Source organism: Paenibacillus sp. PAMC21692 (genome assembly GCF_014303795.1).
Lineage (GTDB): Bacteria > Bacillota > Bacilli > Paenibacillales > Paenibacillaceae > Pristimantibacillus > Pristimantibacillus agaridevorans.
Genome location: NZ_CP060293.1, coordinates 1,136,111 through 1,155,082, shown reverse-complemented (window position 1 = coordinate 1,155,082; position 18,972 = coordinate 1,136,111). Strand labels below are relative to the sequence as shown.

General features: G+C 53.2%; 16 protein-coding genes. 6 read left to right on the top strand and 10 right to left on the bottom strand.

All coding sequences use genetic code 11. The features are described from left to right. Positions 1–123: 123 nt before the first annotated feature. Complete coding sequence (locus H7F31_RS04655) at positions 124–1,422, bottom strand: MFS transporter (protein WP_187103227.1); 1,299 nt, start codon at positions 1,420–1,422, stop codon at positions 124–126. A gap of 59 nt (positions 1,423–1,481) precedes the next feature. On the opposite strand from H7F31_RS04655, the gene H7F31_RS04650 reads away from it, so the two are divergent. Beyond that, positions 1,482–2,018, top strand: coding sequence for a GNAT family N-acetyltransferase (locus tag H7F31_RS04650; RefSeq protein WP_261800300.1), 537 nt, complete (start codon positions 1,482–1,484; stop codon positions 2,016–2,018). Between the two features lie 36 nt (positions 2,019–2,054). On the opposite strand, the gene H7F31_RS04645 is transcribed toward H7F31_RS04650, so the two are convergent. Continuing rightward, positions 2,055–3,293 (bottom strand): EAL domain-containing protein, encoded by a 1,239-nt coding sequence (locus tag H7F31_RS04645; RefSeq protein WP_187103226.1) that lies wholly within the window; start codon positions 3,291–3,293, stop codon positions 2,055–2,057. 88 nt (positions 3,294–3,381) lie between these two features. Then, the gene (locus H7F31_RS04640) at positions 3,382–3,675 is read right to left on the bottom strand and encodes a hypothetical protein (protein WP_187103225.1); all 294 of its coding nucleotides are present in this window, start codon (positions 3,673–3,675) and stop codon (positions 3,382–3,384) included. Positions 3,676–4,018: 343 nt separating this feature from the next. On the opposite strand from H7F31_RS04640, the gene motA reads away from it, so the two are divergent. Both motA and H7F31_RS04630 read left to right on the top strand, forming a co-directional pair. Next, entirely contained in the window at positions 4,019–4,819 is an 801-nt protein-coding gene (gene motA / locus H7F31_RS04635; protein ID WP_187103224.1) for a flagellar motor stator protein MotA, read from the top strand. Next, on the top strand, positions 4,803–5,654 hold the full coding sequence (locus tag H7F31_RS04630; RefSeq protein ID WP_187103223.1) for a flagellar motor protein MotB: 852 nt from the start codon (positions 4,803–4,805) through the stop codon (positions 5,652–5,654). The genes motA and H7F31_RS04630 overlap by 17 nt, the downstream gene beginning before the upstream one ends. Positions 5,655–5,784: 130 nt before the next feature. Here H7F31_RS04630 and rluF read toward each other — a convergent pair whose 3' ends face one another. Genes rluF through H7F31_RS04615 form a run of 3 tightly spaced genes read right to left on the bottom strand, consistent with a single transcriptional unit; the run spans position 5,785 to position 9,071 of the window. After that, positions 5,785–6,486 (bottom strand): 23S rRNA pseudouridine(2604) synthase RluF, encoded by a 702-nt coding sequence (gene rluF / locus H7F31_RS04625; RefSeq protein WP_187103222.1) that lies wholly within the window; start codon positions 6,484–6,486, stop codon positions 5,785–5,787. 41 nt (positions 6,487–6,527) lie between these two features. Then, the gene (locus tag H7F31_RS04620; RefSeq protein ID WP_187103221.1) at positions 6,528–7,202 is read right to left on the bottom strand and encodes a Rossmann-fold NAD(P)-binding domain-containing protein; all 675 of its coding nucleotides are present in this window, start codon (positions 7,200–7,202) and stop codon (positions 6,528–6,530) included. A gap of 39 nt (positions 7,203–7,241) precedes the next feature. Further along, positions 7,242–9,071 (bottom strand): PAS domain S-box protein, encoded by a 1,830-nt coding sequence (locus H7F31_RS04615; RefSeq protein WP_261800299.1) that lies wholly within the window; start codon positions 9,069–9,071, stop codon positions 7,242–7,244. 262 nt (positions 9,072–9,333) lie between these two features. On the opposite strand from H7F31_RS04615, the gene tadA reads away from it, so the two are divergent. Then, positions 9,334–9,798, top strand: coding sequence for a tRNA adenosine(34) deaminase TadA (tadA, locus tag H7F31_RS04610; RefSeq protein ID WP_187103220.1), 465 nt, complete (start codon positions 9,334–9,336; stop codon positions 9,796–9,798). A 7-nt stretch (positions 9,799–9,805) separates the two neighbouring features. Here the strand turns inward: tadA and H7F31_RS04605 are convergent, their stop codons facing one another. Further along, positions 9,806–10,003 carry an aspartyl-phosphate phosphatase Spo0E family protein gene (locus H7F31_RS04605; protein ID WP_087569978.1) on the bottom strand — a complete coding sequence of 66 codons (198 nt, stop codon included), beginning with the start codon at positions 10,001–10,003 and terminating at the stop codon, positions 9,806–9,808. A gap of 447 nt (positions 10,004–10,450) precedes the next feature. On the opposite strand from H7F31_RS04605, the gene H7F31_RS04600 reads away from it, so the two are divergent. Next, the gene (locus tag H7F31_RS04600; RefSeq protein WP_187103219.1) at positions 10,451–11,974 is read left to right on the top strand and encodes a UDP-N-acetylmuramoyl-L-alanyl-D-glutamate--2,6-diaminopimelate ligase; all 1,524 of its coding nucleotides are present in this window, start codon (positions 10,451–10,453) and stop codon (positions 11,972–11,974) included. A gap of 40 nt (positions 11,975–12,014) precedes the next feature. Next, entirely contained in the window at positions 12,015–12,737 is a 723-nt protein-coding gene (locus tag H7F31_RS04595; RefSeq protein ID WP_187103218.1) for a cysteate racemase, read from the top strand. Positions 12,738–12,810: 73 nt separating this feature from the next. Here the strand turns inward: H7F31_RS04595 and H7F31_RS04590 are convergent, their stop codons facing one another. The 3 genes from H7F31_RS04590 to H7F31_RS04580 form a co-directional block, all read right to left on the bottom strand. After that, positions 12,811–14,805 (bottom strand): alpha-amylase family protein, encoded by a 1,995-nt coding sequence (locus H7F31_RS04590; RefSeq protein WP_187103217.1) that lies wholly within the window; start codon positions 14,803–14,805, stop codon positions 12,811–12,813. Between the two features lie 29 nt (positions 14,806–14,834). Continuing rightward, positions 14,835–17,120 carry a helix-turn-helix domain-containing protein gene (locus tag H7F31_RS04585; protein ID WP_187103216.1) on the bottom strand — a complete coding sequence of 762 codons (2,286 nt, stop codon included), beginning with the start codon at positions 17,118–17,120 and terminating at the stop codon, positions 14,835–14,837. Between the two features lie 128 nt (positions 17,121–17,248). After that, a complete protein-coding gene (locus H7F31_RS04580) occupies positions 17,249–18,970 on the bottom strand; it encodes an ABC transporter substrate-binding protein (RefSeq protein WP_187103215.1) in 1,722 nt (573 codons plus the stop codon). Positions 18,971–18,972 lie beyond the last annotated feature (2 nt).

Here is an 18,972-nt window from a genome sequence, read left to right as displayed (position 1 = left end):
TATATGATTTCGTCGTACTTTCTCTATAATTCTCGGAACGAAACGCGCCCCGCCGCCAAAGGACGGCGTAGCCGTTTCGCCTTGGCGACAGCCGTTTGGTTTTCTCAGTGTAGAATCCGCCGCTTACGACCTCAGACGCTCCATATGACCCGCCAATCTACGACCTTGATGAAGGATCACTCCAAGCAGGACGAACATGATGACAACCAGTACGGCAAGATAAAAAATCGTATATTCCACTTCGAAGCGATCCATCAGCCAACCCGTCATTCTCGGAAACAAGGCGCCGCCGATACCTCCAAACGCTACCATTAGACTTGTCGTCCGCTCCGTCATACCCGGCAGCAAGCTGTTGGCGTACACCAATGCGATGCCGAACACGCCGGAGAAAAACAGTCCGCCAAGCGCAATCAATAGCAGCATCCCGTTCAAGCTGGTCGTAATCGTCATTAGCAGGAATACGATCGCGGCCCCCAGGGTAGAAATCGTCAGGTACCTTCCATAGCCGACCTTCTCCGCAATCACTCCCGCGAACAGCCTGCCCAGTACGATCGTTCCCCAGAACAAGCTAAGCGAAGCAGCCGCGCCAGCTTCTCCCATCTCCGTACGGGTGATGAGTATGGACGGAAGGTAGTTGGAGAAACTCATCTCCATCCCCACGTACATCAGGAAGAACAGCGCGCAGAGAATCAGGAAAGGCAACAGTCGACCCGAATATCCTAGCAAGACTCCTCCCGAAGGTTTGGACATGGTTGCGTCTTCCGGCGAACCCCCGCCGTCGGCACCCACATTTGTTTCCGCCTTGGCATCAGCATGGCTCGAAGCTGCACGTTCCCTTGCACCTGACGTTGCCGGCCTTGCCGCCAGCCCAAGCTGACTGTCCAGCTCACCGAAGGACATCGTCAACCATAAAACAAAGGTAATCCCCGCCATGGCGGACAGAATCGGGAATGACAGCTGCCAGATGTGCTCTTGAATAAGGTAGGCCACAGTCACCGGAATGATGAGCGCCCCGATTCCAAAGAACGTTTCGAGACGGCTCATGGCCGACGCCTTTCCCTTTACCAGGTCGATGATGACCGCCCCTACGATTGCCTCCGTCATCCCGAAGCCGACCCCCGCGATGGGAGCGATGGCGAGCATCCATCCCCAAGGCAGCAGCAAGCTGTACGCCGCTTCGCTAAGGGTGAGCAAACCCATGGCCAGCAATACGGCGCCGCGTTTCCCTATGCCCGCCGTCAGAGTAGGGGCTAGCAGAACGCCGACCATAAACCCCAGAAATTGATTCATTATCCACTGGCCGCCATCCTTGTAAGAGACGCCATAATAGGCAATCAACTGTTCTAATACCGAGCCTCCCACCACGTGGGCGATACCAATAACGAGATAAGATAAACATCCGATCCATAGCAGCTTCTTCACGTTGCCGATTCTCCTTACTACATACACGCGCCGCGGCGCCTATCTGATATAATCAAATTATGATGAATTCTGCAGAGCATGAACCTAACCTTAGTTATTATAAACCAAATCTATCGGCGCTGACTATCGGACCACTGGAAGTCTCCCACGCGGAACAGCTATGTACGTGGAGGTACGAAGAACCATACGAGCGCTTCAACTGGCCGTCCTGGGATCAAATGCAACAGGACGGAATCGAATTCGGTGATCCCGTCCTGCGAGCAGAGCAATATGGAGCCATTCTCGACGAACGGCAAAGGTTGATTGGCTATGCCCAATTCTTCCCCATGGGCAGCGTGACCAGACTTGGCCTCGGACTGTATCCCGACCTGTGCGGCCAAGGGTTGGGCTCTTCGGTTGTCGGTCTCATGGCAGCGGAAGCTCTTCGTCGATGTCCGGGCAACGAGATCGACCTCGAAGTGCTTGTGTGGAATGTCCGGGCCATCCGCGCCTATGAGAAAGCCGGCTTCAGCATTACCGACACCTATCTTCGCCCGTCTTTCAGCGGCGGGGAGCCTGAGTGGTTCCACTGCATGGTGTACGAAGCGCCTCGTTAAGCGCGTGTTTGCAGCTTCCAAGATCTGACGGCCACCTCATGAAGAGGCTTCCCACGGACTAACCTCATCCTTGCTGTCTGCAAACAGGATCAGACCGGGACGGACGAGCACCGAGACCGAACGAATCCATGCTCTGGAATCCAGATCCGTATACGAGCGGGATACTATCGCCCTTCGGCTCTCACCCAGTTGAACCAGGTTCGGGACAAAATACGGCCTCCAACTCCAATTCGCATACCGGTACTCTTCTTCCCGCTTCCAGACTCCGTCTTCCCCCCTGCTGAAATTCGCGGACAGCTGAATGCCTTCCTCGTTGCATAGGTATACCTTGGTGCAAGAGGATTTTAAATGCGGGATAAGCAACTCCAGCCAGTCGTCGGCCTTCTCCGGCAGTACCGCTCCAAGCATAATCGCCTGCAGGTGCTCCGCCAGACGTTCTGCCTGCTGCTGCCACCACCTCTCGGTATGAGCGAGCTGCCTAAGATTGCGTTCCAGCTCGTTCTCGATGACGGCGGCAAAGCTTGCCGGACCGATAAAGTCGGCTCCCGCCCGCGCGAACAAGAAACCTTGTACGTACCTGGCTCCGGATTGGATGGCGCGCTCCAGATCCTCTCTCGTCTCCACACCCTCGAACAGCAAAGAGGCGCCAATCTGCTCGGCAAGCTCGGAGAACGAACGAAGCACCCCATAGTAGCCATTGTGCGTCCCGCTTCGTTTGACGATATGCATATCGATCTTGAGCAGGTTGGGTTGAATCTGGGCGATACGATCGGCGCTGCTAAAGCCGCTCCCGACATCATCGATAGCGATCAGACAGCCGGCCGCGCGATAACGGTCGACCACCTCCCGCAACACATCCATGGAGCCATGGAAACTTTCCTCCGTTATTTCGATCACGATACGAGCCGGATCGGCATGATGCTTGGCGATCAGATCCAACGTATACAGCTCGCCATTCTCTCCTTGCCGGTAAATCCAGGCTGGCTTAAGGTTCAGAAAAAGCAGCGGGGGATTTTCTTGGCATGCATGCTTGGCTATCGCCTGCTCTCTCAGCAGCCGGTCAACAAGAAGATGATCCTCCATCGGGATAGCATCATCGCCGAAGAAGGGCCCCAGACTCCTCGGGCCCTTTTCGCCAACGGCTCTCCCGAGCACCTCGTAGCCTTCAATCCTTCTCGTATCGAGCGCAATAATAGGTTGATAGTAGGCTGCTAACGTTTCCCCGTCCAGTCGAAGACTTGGCGGCAACGAGCCCGCCGAATGAGAACCAGTCATGTCGCTCTCTCCAATGTAATGTACATGTTAGCTATCATGCCATTGTGATTTGCTTTTATTCTAATGGAGAGCTGTAACGTTGTAAAGATTAGATGAGGCGAATAATGTGAATGACATTATCTCCTTGCATCACTTCTATAATATGATGCTTGTTGTTGTACACAATCTCACCCTGTCCAACCTTGATGACGGGTTCTTCGCCAAGTCCGAAGAAGACGTCGTCCGCCAACGCTTCCATAACCTCATGCCGATCAGATGTCGGCAGCGCCGCCCACTCTTCCGGCTCCATCTCGAAGAAGGAGTAGCTGCCCTCGATATCCCCCACCGCTTGAGTTAATTCCTTCAATATAACCGCATATTCGCGCGCGTGCCGTACACCCATCGTTCACACATCTCCTTAAAATTATGGTTTGAAACGTATTACAATTAAGTACGTGTTCAAAAAGTTCGGTTTTCAGTACCGAGAAGATTGAAGCAGCTAGAAACTGAGTAGCGGAGCGTAGCAGAGCTACGTGAGCAACCGCAATGTTTCCGGAGGAAACATACTTCGAAAGCATATGCTTAGGTTCTGCTGCATTCAATATTCGATGTCGAGTAGGCCTCAGGGAGTACTTCGTAATGGAAAGCGGACTTTTTGAACAACCTCTATAATTTCAGAATACCCTTTTGACGATATAAATAGAAGTAGACGGCTCAAATATAGAACATACTGGACGGGGTGTATGATGAAGAACTCAACAATTATCGGTCTTGTGTTAGGTCTAATCGCAGTGCTGGGCGGGATGGTGGTTAAGGGCGCGCACTTATCGTCGCTTATGAATCCTGCAGCCTTTATGATTATTATTCTCGGCACCGTTGCCTCCGTCATGGTCGCCTTCCCAATGTCCGAACTCAAAAAAGTCGGCAAACTGTTCAAGATCGTATTCGCCGAGCAAAAGCTCACCTCCCGCGAGGAATTGATCAGCCGTTTCATGGAGTGGGCATCCATCACCCGCCGCGAAGGTTTGCTAGCGCTTGAGGCTCGCGTCGACGAGATCGAGGACACATTTCTTCGTAACGGCATGCGCATGATTATTGACGGCAATGACCAGGATCTTGTCCGCGACGTTCTCCTGGAGGATATCGCCGCCACAGAGGACCGCCATAAGGCTGGCGCTTTGATCTTCACGCAGGCAGGCACTTACGCTCCAACGCTCGGGGTACTCGGCGCGGTCGTCGGCCTCGTCGCCGCCCTGTCCGAGATGAGCGATATGGACAAGCTTGCGCATGCCATCGCAGGCGCGTTCATCGCAACCCTGCTCGGTATCTTTACAGGTTATGTCCTGTGGCATCCCATTGCCAATAGACTTAAGCGGATCTCCAAGCAAGAGATCCAGATCAGACTGATGATGCTGGAGGGACTGTTGTCCATTCAGTCCGGCGTATCCACGATCGCCATTCACCAGAAGCTTTCCGTATTCCTCACTCCTACGGAGCGGCTGAAGATGAAAGAGAAGGAGGAAGGGGCCGTTGAGCAGAAAGCATAGGAAGCATGACGATCACGAGGAGCACGTAGATGAATCTTGGCTTATCCCTTATGCCGACTTGCTCACCTTGCTGCTTGCGCTCTTTATCGTTCTCTATTCGATGAATTCCGTTGATGTAAAGAAGTTCGAAGAGATGTCTCAAGCGTTTAGCATTGCGCTCAGCAACGGCAGCGGCGTTCTGGACCTTCCCACGATCGTAAAAGAAGGCGAAGATACGACCAAAAAAAATCAGGGCGGCGACAAGGATAACGACAAGAAAACGGAGAGCCAGCAGCAACAAGAGCAGCAGTCCGAGTCCAGCCTCGAAGAGTTGATTAAGAAGGAGCAGGCGGAGCTGGAGGATCTTAAAAAGAAGATCGACGCCTATATCGACAAGAACGGCCTCACCTCCGATCTGGAGACGAAGATGAACATGTCTCAGCTGCTCATCATCATCAGCGACAACGCCTTATTCGCGCCGGCACAAGCTACTGTCAAGCCCGAATCCAGGGAGCTTGCCGGGGCGATAGCGACCATGCTTACGCAATATCCGAATTACGATGTGATCGTTGCCGGCCATACGGACGATACGCCGATCCACAATTCGCAATTCCGCTCTAACTGGGATCTGAGCGTCATGCGCGCGGTCCGCTTCCTGGATGTTATGCTGGAGAACAAAGCGCTCGATGAAAAACGGTTCAGCGCCACCGGATATGGTGAAAACCATCCTGTGGCAGAGAACAACTCGGTCGCGAATAAAGCGAAGAATCGCCGCGTCGAAGTCTCCATTCTGCACACCTATGTCAATACGCAGAATACACAAAACCTGTCCGTGAGCGACAACGCCTCACAGTGAGACTAATCGTACAGAGCCCAGGAGCTTATCCGAACACAAAGAAGCTTTCATCTTCGCCGACATGCGGAGACGAAAGCTTCTTTTTTTGAAACGCGCTGCCCCGCCAGAGGACGGAGTCAGCCGTTTCACCTTACCGCGTCTCATATTGCAGCAGATCAAACAGCTCCCTGCGCTCATCTTCGGTCAGGTCGCGCCACTTGCCTACGGCCAACTCGCCGAGATGAATGTTCATAATCCGCACTCTCTTTAGTCTGCGGACATGGAAACCGAGTGCCTCGCACATGCGCCGAATTTGCCGATTGCGTCCTTCCGTCAGCACGATACGGAATGTACGCTCCGCGACGCGCGTCACTTTGCAGGGCAACGTCAGACTCCCCAGCACTTTAACCCCTGTAGACATCCCCTTGACGAAAGCTTCCGTAATGGGCCTGTCCACCGTCACGATATATTCTTTCTCGTGTTTCCCTTCCGAACGTAGAATGGGATTAACCACATCGCCGTCGTTCGTAAGCAAAATAAGTCCTTCCGAATCCTTATCGAGCCTCCCGATCGGGAAGATCCGTTCGGAATGTCCCACGAAATCGACGATATTACCTTTAATATGGCTCTCTGACGTGCTTGTAATACCGACCGGCTTATTAAGCGCGATATAGACGTGGCGGCGCTGCTCGCCAATTTGCCTGCCGTTAACCCGAACATCGTCGCCCTGCTCTGCCTGGCTCCCGAGAACGGCGGTCACGCCATTAATCGTTACCTTGCCCGACTCCACCAGCTTATCCGCCTCCCGGCGGGAGCAGAAGCCGGTCTCGCTTATAAATTTATTGATTCTCACTGCTGCCTCACCTCGCTGTAGCGTATGCTACACTAACTTTCTTATTTGCGCAACAAAGACGCCATCGATCCTATCCGGTTAGAGGGAATGATCCTTTCGAACGTCCCTTTCGTCAGCGCTGCGGCCGCCATGGCTCCAGCGATTGCCTCCGCATGTACGGGCTTGTACTTGCCTAATGGGCCCGCGAACAATAACGGCATCCATGCCGATAATTTCGCTGCAACGCTCTCCCCGAACCGGAACTCTCCTCTATCGCCCAGAATAAGCGACGGGCGGAAGAGATGCAGCGAGCGCAGCGACAGCGACTGAAGATCCCGCTCCAATCTGCCTTTGACCCTGGTGTAGAAAAACTTGGAGTTCGCGTCTGCTCCCGTCGAGGATACGAGCAGGTAACTCGCTGCCCCAGCCCGCTTTGCGAGCTTCCCCAACTCCATGGGATAATGATAATCCACCCGCTCAAAGCTCTCCTTGGAACCCGCCTTCTTCATGGTTGTGCCGAGTGCGCAATAGACGTCGGTTTCCGCAAACAACTCGGGCGGCAGTTCTCCAAGCTTCTCGTAGTCGATCACGAGCTGCGTTAGTCTGGGATGCGCAACATTTATGCGTCTGCGCACCAGCACGGTAATCGCCTCATATTCCCTCATCCCCAGCAGAAGCTTTACCAGCTCTCCCCCAACCAGGCCGGTTGCCCCTGCTATAATGGCCCTTCTTCCCATTGCCGACCCTCTCCTTTTCTCTCTCTCGAGAAGCCTCTCTTACTGCGCAGCAGGAAGATCTTCTTGGGGCTCTTTCTTCAGTGCCGGCAGCGTCACCTTTACGGAGGTTCCAACATTCACCTGACTCTGAATATCCATCGTACCTTGATGGCTGGTAATGATGCGCTGGCTCACCATAATGCCAAGCCCCGTGCCCGTCTCCTTCGCCGTGAAAAACGGATCGCCGATCTTCGAGATCATCTCCTCCGGAATGCCTACCCCTTCATCCGTTATCGATATTGCGATTCGGTCGCCCTTGCGCTGGATAGAGATATGGACGGAGCCTCCCCCCGGCATAGCTTCAATCGCGTTTTTTAGCAGATTGATAAAAACTTGCTTGAGCTGATTCTCCTCGCACGAGATTCGGCACTCCTCTTCGGTAATGACGGTCCGGAAAACGATATTATGAAGATGAGCTTCGCTATCCAGAAATACGAGCACATCATTGAGGACGTTGCGTATATCCTTCGTCACGAACTTCGTGGCTTGCGGCTTCGCCAGTATAAGGAACTCTCCGACGATCAGATTAATTCGGTCCAGCTCCGACAGCATCAGATTTACATGGCTTAGAGACAGCTTCTGGCTCTGCTGCTGCAGTTGCAGGAAGCCCCGCAGCGTAGTTAGCGGGTTACGAATTTCGTGAGCGACTCCGGCAGCCAGCTGACCGACCGTCGTCAGCTTCTCCGACCGTCTAAGCAGCTCCTCCATCCGGTTCCGGCTGCGCATATCCCGGCAGATGCTTGCGAAGGCGCGGATCGTCCCGTCCGAGTCGCGGATCGGCGATACCATGACGCTGACGGGAATGATCTCGCCCGACTTCGTCATGCGTACAGTCTCTTGGGCCGGCAGCTTCTTGCCGGTCAGGAGCAAGCCGATCATCTGGCGCTTCTCCATGCGGTGAGTGTCCGGCACGGTCGGGAACCTCATGCCGAGCACTTCGGACTCTTCATATCCGAACAACTGCTCGAAGGCCCGATTGATCTGAATCACCTTGCCTTCCAGATCCATGAGATGAATAGCATCATTGGAATGATTAATGAACGACTCCAGATGTTCTTTCATTCGCCGATTCTCTTCGAAAGCCTTTCGAAGCTTATCCATATAGATACTGAGATTTTGCGACATGGCATTAATCTTGAGCGCAAGCAGACCGAACTCATCCTTGCGTTTGATCTGGATCGGCTTGTGAAATCGGACGGACGACACTTCATTGACCTTCCATAATATGTCCTTGAGGGGGCGAATCATGAAGCCGATCAAAATATAGGTCAATATCATCGTACATAGCAGGAATATGCCTGTGTAGACAAGCGCATGATGCCTCTTCAAGCCAAGCATGCTCTCGATGCTGGACTTGTCGTAGACAACGCTGACCACAAGCCCGCGCGCGTCGGGGCTGGCCAGGAAGCTGCGATAATAAGATTCTCCGTTGTGATCGAACGTGGTATATTGTAAGGATTCGTCCCGGCGAGCTTGCGCGATGAACGGATCGTTGTTAGCATCAATATATGTATACGTACCGTAGTTGACCTGACCGGAATCGTTGCCGAACACCGTGATTTCCTTAATGAAAGGATTGATTTCGAGGATCCGGAGAAATATCCCATCCGGCTGAATCAAACGATCGATGCCGGCTGTATTTTGCGGCTTGCCGCGGTTCTCGTAATCTCTGACGGCCAGGCTGGCCTGTTCGGAAGATTGGCGTATGGACGCACTCATTAATTGCTCGAAGCCTTTTACCATGGTATATTCGCTGACCAGATGGTACAGAATGACGACGGACACCAACATGAACGAGATTGCCACCGTCAACTTGGACTTGATCGACAAGGCGTGACCCACCCTTCGCAAGATGATCCGGGAGACTTACATAAAAAGCGGTACTGGAAACCGAACTTTTTGAACCTGCTAATTTAGCAGATATACACATTACGTTAACACTGCCCACAATAGTTATGCACAATCGTGGATGGAATGTGCACAACTTTGTTGATAATTTTTCAGTTATCCACAAAATTATCCACTGCCTGTTAACACCGGAATATTTGTTCGTTGGATATACGATCATTCCCGCAGGAATAGGAGACTGACTATGAGAAGAGAGCAAGAGGATCGTGAATGGATGATGGAAGCGATCGCCGAAGCCGAAAAGGCGGAAGCCATCGGAGAGGTGCCCATCGGCGCGGTCATCGTTCGCGATAATGAAATCATTGGACGCGGCCATAATCTCCGGGAGACGAAGCATGACCCGACCGCCCATGCGGAGATGGTCGCCATTCGCGACGCATGCGAACGCATTGGCGCCTGGCGGCTGCTAGACTGCACGCTCTATGTCACGCTGGAGCCTTGCCCCATGTGCGCCGGAGCGCTTGTCCAGTCCCGCGTAAAGCGTGTCGTCTACGGCACGGTCGATCCCAAGGCCGGCTGCGCCGGAACGCTTATGAACCTACTACAAGAGCCCCGTTTCAATCACGAAACGGAGCTCACAAGCGGCGTCCTGCAAGCGGAATGCGCTTTGCTGCTTACCCGGTTTTTCCGTAGGTTACGAAATCGTTGAGAAGCATCTATTTTCTTATATCTCTTAGATCGGACGAATGCTGGGCCTCTTCGCGCTGCAGATACTGCAGTGCGACGATAAGCTGATCGGCTTCCTCGCTAATAGCAAGGACCGCCGGGTCTGTCAAACTCCCCCGCGCCTCGGCAATTTCATGAAGCTTGAGCCTTAGCGATTGCAACTGAGTTAGCAGATGTTGTTTATCCATAATCGCTTCGAGGCACACTCCTTATCTGGCAGACTTCGTGAGGAATAGTACCATTATACTCTGTCCCAACCAAAGAGTTTGTAAAATCTTGTCGACGAATGGCAATAATTTTCAGGCATGATTCGACAGACGGGTTCCTTTTTTTCCTTTTACTAGAACTTTAGGCCTATTCGTTCCCTGTTGCAGCTAACGGCCTCCAGACGCAATTGTAATCTAAGAATTGTTGCAGTAAAATGTCTTCATATAGGACAAGAAGAGATTACTGCGTTCATCTCCTTTCTCAATGATTAAGCCTTGCAAGCTAATCAAGGTGTTGTGATCGTTCTCGGCTTGATGAGCATATGTACACCTTACATAAATATTTGAAACAGTGTGACAAAGTAACACTAGCGGATGTCATGATTCGACTGCTAGTTCAATAAGCTAATAAGTAAAGGGGCTGATCGCATGCTGCTTCGTGCCTTAATAGAAGAGCTGGACTATGTCGCTCTGCAGGGTGAGCCGAACGTCGTGAATGTATCGTCGATAGCCTTCGATTCCCGCGAGGTTGCCGAGTCCGGGCTGTTCGTCGCGATAACCGGCTTTACCGTCGATGGCCATCGCTATATATCCAAAGCTGCCGAGAACGGGGCTGCGGCCATCCTCGTGGAGCGCGAGGTCGAACTGTCCGGCCTGCCTTCCTCCATCGTGGTCGTTAAGGTGACGGATACTCGCCGGGCGCTGGCGCTTGCTTCCGCGCGTTTCTACGACAACCCTTCGGAGAAGCTCAGCTTGATCGGCATTACGGGAACGAACGGAAAAACGTCCACAACTTATTTCGTAAAGTCGATTCTCGAAGAAGCGCGCGCCACCGTCGGCGTAATCGGTACGATTGGCGCCATGATTGGCGACACGCCTCTGGCTACGAAATCGACGACGCCAACAACGCCGGAATCGCTGCATTTGCAGCATATGTTCTCGGACATGGCGCATGCCGGCGTAGACACCTGCGTCATGGAGGTATCCTCGCATGCCTTGAGTCTGCAGCGGGCGGCGGCTTCCCGCTTCCGCATCGGCGTCTTTACGAACCTGACGCCGGATCATCTGGAGCTGCACCGCACGATGGAAGAATATTACGAGGCCAAGGCCATGCTGTTTGACCTGACGAGCGACTACAATGTCGTCAATATCGATGACGAGTACGGACGTCGCCTCTCGGACAAGGTTCGCCATCACAACGCCCAGTTGCTCACGTACGGCGTAGTCCCGGACATCCCGTCCGCGGGATTCGATGAGTCCGCCTTGCCGGACGTCTACGCCACGAACATACAGTACGAAGCCGACCACACAACTTATGTCGCCCACACACCCGTCGGAAGAGTCGATATCCGCGTCAATCTGCCGGGGTTAATCTATGTGTACAACAGCCTCGCGGCTGTTGCCGCCGCTTATTGCCGGGGCATCGGACTGGGGCAGATTGCGGCGGGCATTCGGGCCGTACAGCGTATCAAGGGACGGCTTGAGGTGGCTTATCGGGACGACGATATCAAGATCGTGATCGATTTTGCCCATACGGAGGATAGTCTGGAGAAGGCGCTGACGACGTTGCGTCCCTTTACCGAAAGACGGCTGATTCTCGTATTCGGCGTCTACGCCGCGCCCGGCAAGGATGGCAGCGGCAAGCGCGGGGCCATGGGCAAAGTGGCGGCACAATTTGCGGACTTCTGCGTTGTCACTTCGGACAATCCGAAAAATCAGGATCCCGATGCCATTATCGCCGAAGTATCCGAGGCCGTCGCATCGGCGGGAGGCGAGTATCGGGGCATCGTCGATCGCCGCGAAGCGATCGAATACGCGATCGCCATGAGCCGAAAAGGCGACGTCATTCTCATTGCCGGCAAGGGCCACGAGACGACGCAAGTGATAGGCAAGACCGAGATTCCGTTTAACGAAGCGGAGATCGTCGGAGAAATCATGAGCAGCCGGGCTTAAGAATGGCACTATTACGGAGGAAGAGCAGGTTATCACATATATGGAACAGAAAAGCTTAGGCGTAATCGGGGGGATGGGACCCAAGGCCACTGCCGTCTTCTTCGACAAGGTGATCGAGAACACGGCCGCCGACCGCGATCAGGAGCATCTCGACATGATTATCTTAAACCACGCTACCGCTCCGGATCGCACTGCCGTCATCCTCGAAGGCAAGGACGAGCTGTTCCTGGAAGCCATAACGAAGGATCTGAGGCTGCTGGAGCTGGCTGGCGTCTCCCATATCGCGATACCATGCAATACATCCCATTATTTCTACGACAAAATGCAGGCCATGACGAGCATCCCCATCATTAATATGGTGGAAGAGACGATCAAGCTCATTCACGACCGGTTCGGCGCCGGCAGCCGAATTGGCATTCTCGCCACGAACGGCACGATTCGCAGCGGGATCTATGCCAAGGTGTGCGAGCAATACGGCATGAATTTGTACGAGCATGACGAACGCATTCAGACGAAAAGCATGAAGATCATCTACGAAAATGTAAAGAGCAACATGGACTTCTCGCCCGAAGAGCTGGAGGAGCTCATCGACGAGCTGGTCACCGCGCATGGCTGCCATTGCGTCATTCTCGCCTGCACCGAGCTATCGTGCATCAAGCTGAGCCGCCATGCGGCCGAGGTCAGCGTCGATGCCATGCAGGTGCTGGTGGAGAAGTCGATCCTGTTATCGGGCAAACAAGTAAAAAACTCCGGCGTCTCTTGAGACGTCGGAGTTTTTTTCTCGCCGAAAACGCTTATTGCGGCCCTTCGTTGGCAAGCGCTAGCGCTAAAAGCCCCTAGGCTTCAAATTGAATATCCTTCACGTCTAAAACGACCATTTGATGTCCGTGAACCTTGGGAATCGTCAGCTTCACGGCGTCGCCGGATTGCACAAACGGGATGGATTCGCCTTGGAGAATTAATGTCGCACGTTGTACACTTGATTTGACGGTCAGCTCTACGGCGACGTCGTAAATCGGCGGCATGTCCTCGATTACGCTCGTCCTGCCGCGTTGAATCGGCGCGGCATACGTCAGGTGCAGAATGTATCGCTTCCGGGAAGGCTGGTAGACGAATCGGGCCCGACCGCAACTGGGCAAGTTTACTCTCATGACAGGCTTGCGGTAAACCAGATTCAAGGCGTTCATCAGATAGTCGCGATGATATTTGGCGCCATGTCGGAAGTACATCGTGCAGATCGGATGAGCCACGTAAATGATGTTGCCTTTGCGGATGGCGGCCGGGTAATCGGCCGGTTCCAAACGATAGGGCGTATTCTGATGCGAGCAATAATGTCCGTACGTCCTGTTGAAGTACGGTTCGTGGATCGTGGCCAGAACCTCCGCATCTTTGACGCTAACCTGCTCCGCGCCCTCATAGAACAAAAACGGACTCGACACGATGCCGGCATTTAATTGTTCGCCTGCAAGCACATAGTCGTTCTCGTATAAGGAGGGCCCTTGATAGGCGGCGCCGACATCGATCTGAAAATGAGTTTTTCCCGGATTCAAGCCGCTGGTGCCCGTGAGAAGCAAACTTCCGCCCCGGTCGACATAACTTTGAATTTGCAAGGCCGACTCCTCGCTTAACGCGACGGAATCCGGCAGGATCAGCGTCTCGAATCGATCCAATCCCTGTTCCGGGTCCGCGATGTCGAAGTCGAGTTGGCATTCGAGCAGCATTTTGGTCAGACCTTCATCCGCTTCCGATTGGTTGGATAAAACCACGCCCAGCGTGGCCGTCTCCTCGACCTCGAAGCACCATTCCTCGATCTGTTCCGCGTAGCGGTAAGCTTCGCCGATCGTACGATAAGTCTCCATATCCATAAGACCGCTCGGATGCATCTGATCGCCTATGCTGCAGCGGGCGCCGTACATCATCATCGAAGCAATCTCGTAGCGAAGCGCTTCCGGGCTCTTAAACCCGCCGAACTCGCCCCACATCGTGTGGAATTTTCCGGTCATTCCAAGATATTGACGCCCAAGGGCGGCAAAATATTTGGCCCGCACGGGCATCTTATCGTATCCGCCCCACGTCGTCGGCAAGTCTTCCATCTCGATATGAGTGTGGACGCCATGCCATTCCTTGTGATTCAACTCCGCGCCGCCGTTAAAGAAAATGGACGCAGCCGGGTGAAACTCTCTCAGAATGGCTGTGCAGGTCGATGTGAAACGCATCCATTTGAGGGTATGATAGCTGCGCGCATCTTGTTCAACGGCCGGGTTCAGCCCCTGTTCCTCCATGCCGGCAAGACAATTTGCACACCAACAACCTAGAGGTTGGAAGCAAATATCGTAAAAAAGACCGTCCAGCTCCGGATAACGTTCGCACACTTCGCGGGTTTGCGCGTAAATCAAGTCGGCATAGCTGCCGCTCGGGCACATGAACTTCCAAGAGACGATCGGCCGCTTATCGGAAGGCGACGCATCCGGCTCTCCGCCGATCATCTGAATCCGGCCATCCTGCTGCCGCGCTACGCATTCCGGTAAATCGGCCGCATCCCCCGCCGACCAGCCGACCGTAAGATAGACCGGCGCCTTGACGCCGATTTCATGCGCGGCGTTCATCATCGCTCCGGTCAGGTCGAAATCGAGCGTCGGATGCATCCGCCCCGCTGTGGTCGGATAATAACTCCAGCTGTGATGGCATTTGGCGAAAATCGTTATGGAGTTTACATGCCCCGCTCTCAACGCATCCTGGAATTGCGTTGCATCGAATTTTGCGCCGACTCCCGATATAAACTCGGAAGTATGAAAATCCAAATGTACTTGCCTGGAAGCCAACTTGTTCATTCGTTAAACCTACTCCCTCTAAGAATCGTTCATGATGTTGATGTCCCATCAAACACTTTAGTGGCTTTTATATAATCCGTGGGAGCGACTCCCATTACTCGCTTGAATGCTCGCCGGAACGTTTGATCGCTGCTGTATCCGACCGCCTTGGCTACGTCCCGGATCGTAGATTCCTCCCCGTTCAGCAACTCGCACGCGCGCCGAATCCGCGTGTTTTCAAGATAATCGGAGAATGTGGCGTTCATCAGCTCCTTGAACAGCTGGTACATGTGCGTCTCGGAAAAATGAAAGCGGGACGCAAGCTCATTCAGAACAAAATCCTCCCGCATATAGGATCTCTCGACAAACTCGGCGAGTTGCTCCCTCAACTTTGCTTTATCCTGATTCTTCTGTTCGGTCAGCGCGTTGCATAATAACAAATGAGACTCCAGAATAGCCTCGAAAATGTCCTCGATCCGATCCAACCGATGAACTTTCTCCAGCAATCGGGCGATCTGCGGTTCCATTTCATTCGGACCGAGACTCCGGACGACGGTTCCCTTAAGCGCATGGATGAGCTGCTCGATCATCCCGGGCGTCAACTTTCGGTTCACGAAGTTTTCCTCGCTGATTTTGCGGATGATTTTGCGAACTTCCGCTTCGTCGCCGCTCTTGACGTTGCTGATGAGCTTCAGTTCCATTTCGATAGGGTAGTAGCACTTCTGGTTCTCGTTCGGCACTTCGCTAAAAGGCATATAGGCTTTTGCGTTCTTCGCATAGCGGGCGTATTCGAGCGCCTGCTTGGCCTCATCGAACGAAATGCTTACATTCTGCAATCCCGGGTACACCGCTCCGGCGGAGAAGTGAATGTCGGCGGACAGCTTGTTCCGGACTTTCTCTTCAAAACGTTCGACGATCTTCTTCATCGACGCCGGATCGCCCTCTCCGAAGGCAACGACGATCACGATTCGGTTATCGTTCAGGTCATCCTTATAATAGGGGACATTGGCTTCGGTACACAGCTCATCTTTTACGAGGAGCATCAGTTTGTTCATTTGTTCCGCCGTCCGGCTGTCCGACTTATCCTTGCCCGGCACAATCCGCGCCAGCATGACGCCGAAGCGTTCGCCTTCTACATGAACCGGAAACGAATCTTCGCCGTGATCGTCAAAACCGCCGTTCAGCAGCCGCTCGAAAAATGTCGTTCGAAGCATCTGGTCGCGCATGCTCCGATTGTTGCGGTACAATTCCGAGATCCTGCTGTCTAGATAATCATACTCGCTCATGCTTCTGTCGTTGTCCGTTCCGAAAAGCTCCTTGATTCTGCCGACCAGATGTTTGACCGGCTTGTAGTTCCTATAGGCCAGCATGCATGCCGTGACGACGCCGAGCGTAAGAGTGATCAGCAGTACGGCAAAGGTAACGTTGCGGATATAGTCCACCTTGGACATCACCAGTCTCGACGGAACGACGGAAACGTATTTCCAGCCGCTGACGGTCGACAACGAGCGGGACACGATAAACTCCTCCCCGGAAGGCGAGTCGTAGGTTCCGGCCTGCAGGCTGTCCGCCGCAATGCCGGACGGGCGGATGACCGTCTGGTCTCCCGTCAATTGCGTAATGATGCCCCCATCCTGATTCTCGACGAATATCATCCCGCTGCTTCCGAGGTTGATCTTGGACAGCAGGTTCTGAATGGCGGATTCGTCGATCAGAATCATCAGCGCCCCCTTGGGATTACTGCTGTACTCCCACGGAATCGACTGCAGATAATAAATGACGCGATGGCTCATGCCATCGATCGTAACCTGCCCGCCGGAGACGTATCGGTTCTGGTGACGGTTCTCCCACAGGACGCTGTCCCAATCAGGGTGACTGACGCCTTGATTCCGGTACAGGCTCTTCTCGAACTCTTCCGGACCGATATAGGACCGATCCGACGAAAGAACAAGCCCGTTATCTTTGAAGAAGACGAAATAATCGACAATAAATTTATTTGTTAAATTGTACTTGGGATTCGTGCTCAGGATGTCCCAGACCTTGTAGTAATCGTTTGAGCCTTCCGCGATTCGCTCGACGTTCATGAGGGAGATGATCTTGCGGTCCATCGCGATATACTTGGAGATGGCGTCCAGCTCGTTCAGCCGTTCGTCCACGATCGCCCGCGCTTGCTCCAGAAGGGATTGATTGGAGCGGAGCGCCTCCTCCCGCGCAAGTTGGACGGTTTCCTTATAAACATAGCTTCCGATCAGCAACGGAATCACGAGTACAAGCAAATAGGAAAGGATCAGTTTGGTCAAAGTGGCATGCCTGCGTCTTTTCTTTAGAAACGACATCGAATCCCCCCTGCACTTGCGAAAGCGTTATCAAAGAAGTATAGCACATGCCTTTAGGCATTACTATCTTGCGGACGGACGTAAGGCCGCCATAACGAAGTTATGACGGTCTTATCGCCTCGGATGGCTTATTTGCCCGCGTATTGCCGATCGTAAGCCCTTTGACTGATCTCGACAAATCGTTTGAGACCGATATTATCCAGACTCTGCACGTAGTTGTCCCAATCTGCTTCAGGCTTCAAATCGCCGGTAATAAAGCGAACGCTCGATTCGTTGATATAGTTCTCCAGCTCGATCCGGATCGTTTGAAGCTCGTCGTTTTCTTCCGCTAGCAGTTTGACTGGCGGCATGACCGTCGTGTTTTCCGGTGCATAAGGTTGATAATTTTTTGCCGTCTCCTCATAAAGCAGCCTTTCGAGACCTTCCGGCGAGAAAAGATCCGCATTGAGCTCAATCTGTTCGCCCAGTCGCCATTCGGCCGGCGCATATTCGACTCCCGCATGCATCCAGCCGTCATTTTGCGGTTCATTGGTATAAGGCTTCAAACGTTTCAACAACGCCGGTTCCCCGTTCAGCCCCACGGCACCCGGATCCGGGGTTGTCCAACCGATATCCTTCGGCCCGCTGATCATCCGGTATTGCGTCTCGAATTCATACAAGCCGTCCGCCCAGCGAATGGCCGCTTCCGGATATTTGGAGCTGGAAGAGATGAGCAAATCGCCGCCTTGCGCCGCGTCGAACTGGAAGAATGCAGCCTGTCTCGTTCCGTCCGGCCCTTCAAGCGGAGGTACAGTAACATATTGCTTGTATCGTTCCTGATTAGTGGCAGAATCGATCACGCCTACGCTCGCCCCGGTCGGGAAGGCGCCGAGGATCACGCTATCCTCGTTGGCGGCGATCGACTTCAGTTGGTCGATCTTCTGAGTGAACGAAGGCTGATAGATCAGCCCCTCGGCGTAAAGCTTATTCAGGTATGCGAGTCCCTCTTTATATTCAGGCGTATTGACGATCGACATGACCTTTCCGTCTTGTACGATCATCTTCAGCGGATTGTACATCCCCGGATGGAGGATAAACGAACTCATTAGAAATCCTTCGATCGTCGTGTACCAGCCGTCGGTCGCGCCGGCCAGCGGAATTTCGTCGGCTTTGCCGTTGCCGTTCGGATCCTTTTCCTTAAAGGCCTTCATCACCTGATAAAATTCGTCCGTTGTCGTCGGCATCTGAAGTCCCAGATTATCGAGCCACTCTTGATTGATCCACATTTTTTGGGCAAAGCCGCAGTGGAAGCAATCGTTCCAGGTAGGTAGCGAATAAATATTTCCATCCGTGGCGGTAATTCTACCCTTAACGGCCGGATGCTTTTGCAGAACGTCCTTGAAAGCAGCCATATTCTGCTCTATCAAGCCGTCAAGCGGCCGGAAAACCTGCTGACCCACGCCATATTGGGCCTCGATGACATCGTCGACGCCCAGTCCGAGAAAGATGTCCGGATAGTCGCCGCTCGCCAGAACGAGATTCAGCTTTTCTTTGACGTTGCCCGGAGGGACGATTTCCCATTCGACATGGATATTCGTTCTCTCTTCATACCATTTCGTAAACTCGTTTGTATTGAAATCGATCACCTGAGGAATCTGTGCAGCCATGACCCGCAATGTGATTTTATCTTTGACGATCGGGTAACTGCCCGGTTCGGAAACCGCATTTTCTCCGGCATTGCCCGCGTTTCCGCCGTTCGAGGCGTTCGGGCTGCCCGCCTGGTCGCCGTTCCCCTTACTATTTGTACATCCTGCAAGAATAAGTGACAGACAGAAAAGACTGAAGATTAACGTTTTGACCATTTTTTTCATGG

Coding starts and splice junctions, on each gene's coding strand:
- tadA (WP_187103220.1), top strand. CDS start 9,334: ATGAGAAGAGAGCAAGAGGATCGTGAATGGATGATGGAAGCGATCGCC.
- H7F31_RS04590 (WP_187103217.1), bottom strand. CDS start 14,805: ATGAACAAGTTGGCTTCCAGGCAAGTACATTTGGATTTTCATACTTCC.
- H7F31_RS04595 (WP_187103218.1), top strand. CDS start 12,015: ATGGAACAGAAAAGCTTAGGCGTAATCGGGGGGATGGGACCCAAGGCC.
- H7F31_RS04585 (WP_187103216.1), bottom strand. CDS start 17,120: ATGTCGTTTCTAAAGAAAAGACGCAGGCATGCCACTTTGACCAAACTG.
- H7F31_RS04580 (WP_187103215.1), bottom strand. CDS start 18,970: ATGAAAAAAATGGTCAAAACGTTAATCTTCAGTCTTTTCTGTCTGTCA.
- H7F31_RS04605 (WP_087569978.1), bottom strand. CDS start 10,003: ATGGATAAACAACATCTGCTAACTCAGTTGCAATCGCTAAGGCTCAAG.
- H7F31_RS04645 (WP_187103226.1), bottom strand. CDS start 3,293: ATGACTGGTTCTCATTCGGCGGGCTCGTTGCCGCCAAGTCTTCGACTG.
- motA (WP_187103224.1), top strand. CDS start 4,019: ATGAAGAACTCAACAATTATCGGTCTTGTGTTAGGTCTAATCGCAGTG.
- H7F31_RS04650 (WP_261800300.1), top strand. CDS start 1,482: ATGATGAATTCTGCAGAGCATGAACCTAACCTTAGTTATTATAAACCA.
- H7F31_RS04600 (WP_187103219.1), top strand. CDS start 10,451: ATGCTGCTTCGTGCCTTAATAGAAGAGCTGGACTATGTCGCTCTGCAG.
- H7F31_RS04620 (WP_187103221.1), bottom strand. CDS start 7,202: ATGGGAAGAAGGGCCATTATAGCAGGGGCAACCGGCCTGGTTGGGGGA.
- H7F31_RS04640 (WP_187103225.1), bottom strand. CDS start 3,675: ATGGGTGTACGGCACGCGCGCGAATATGCGGTTATATTGAAGGAATTA.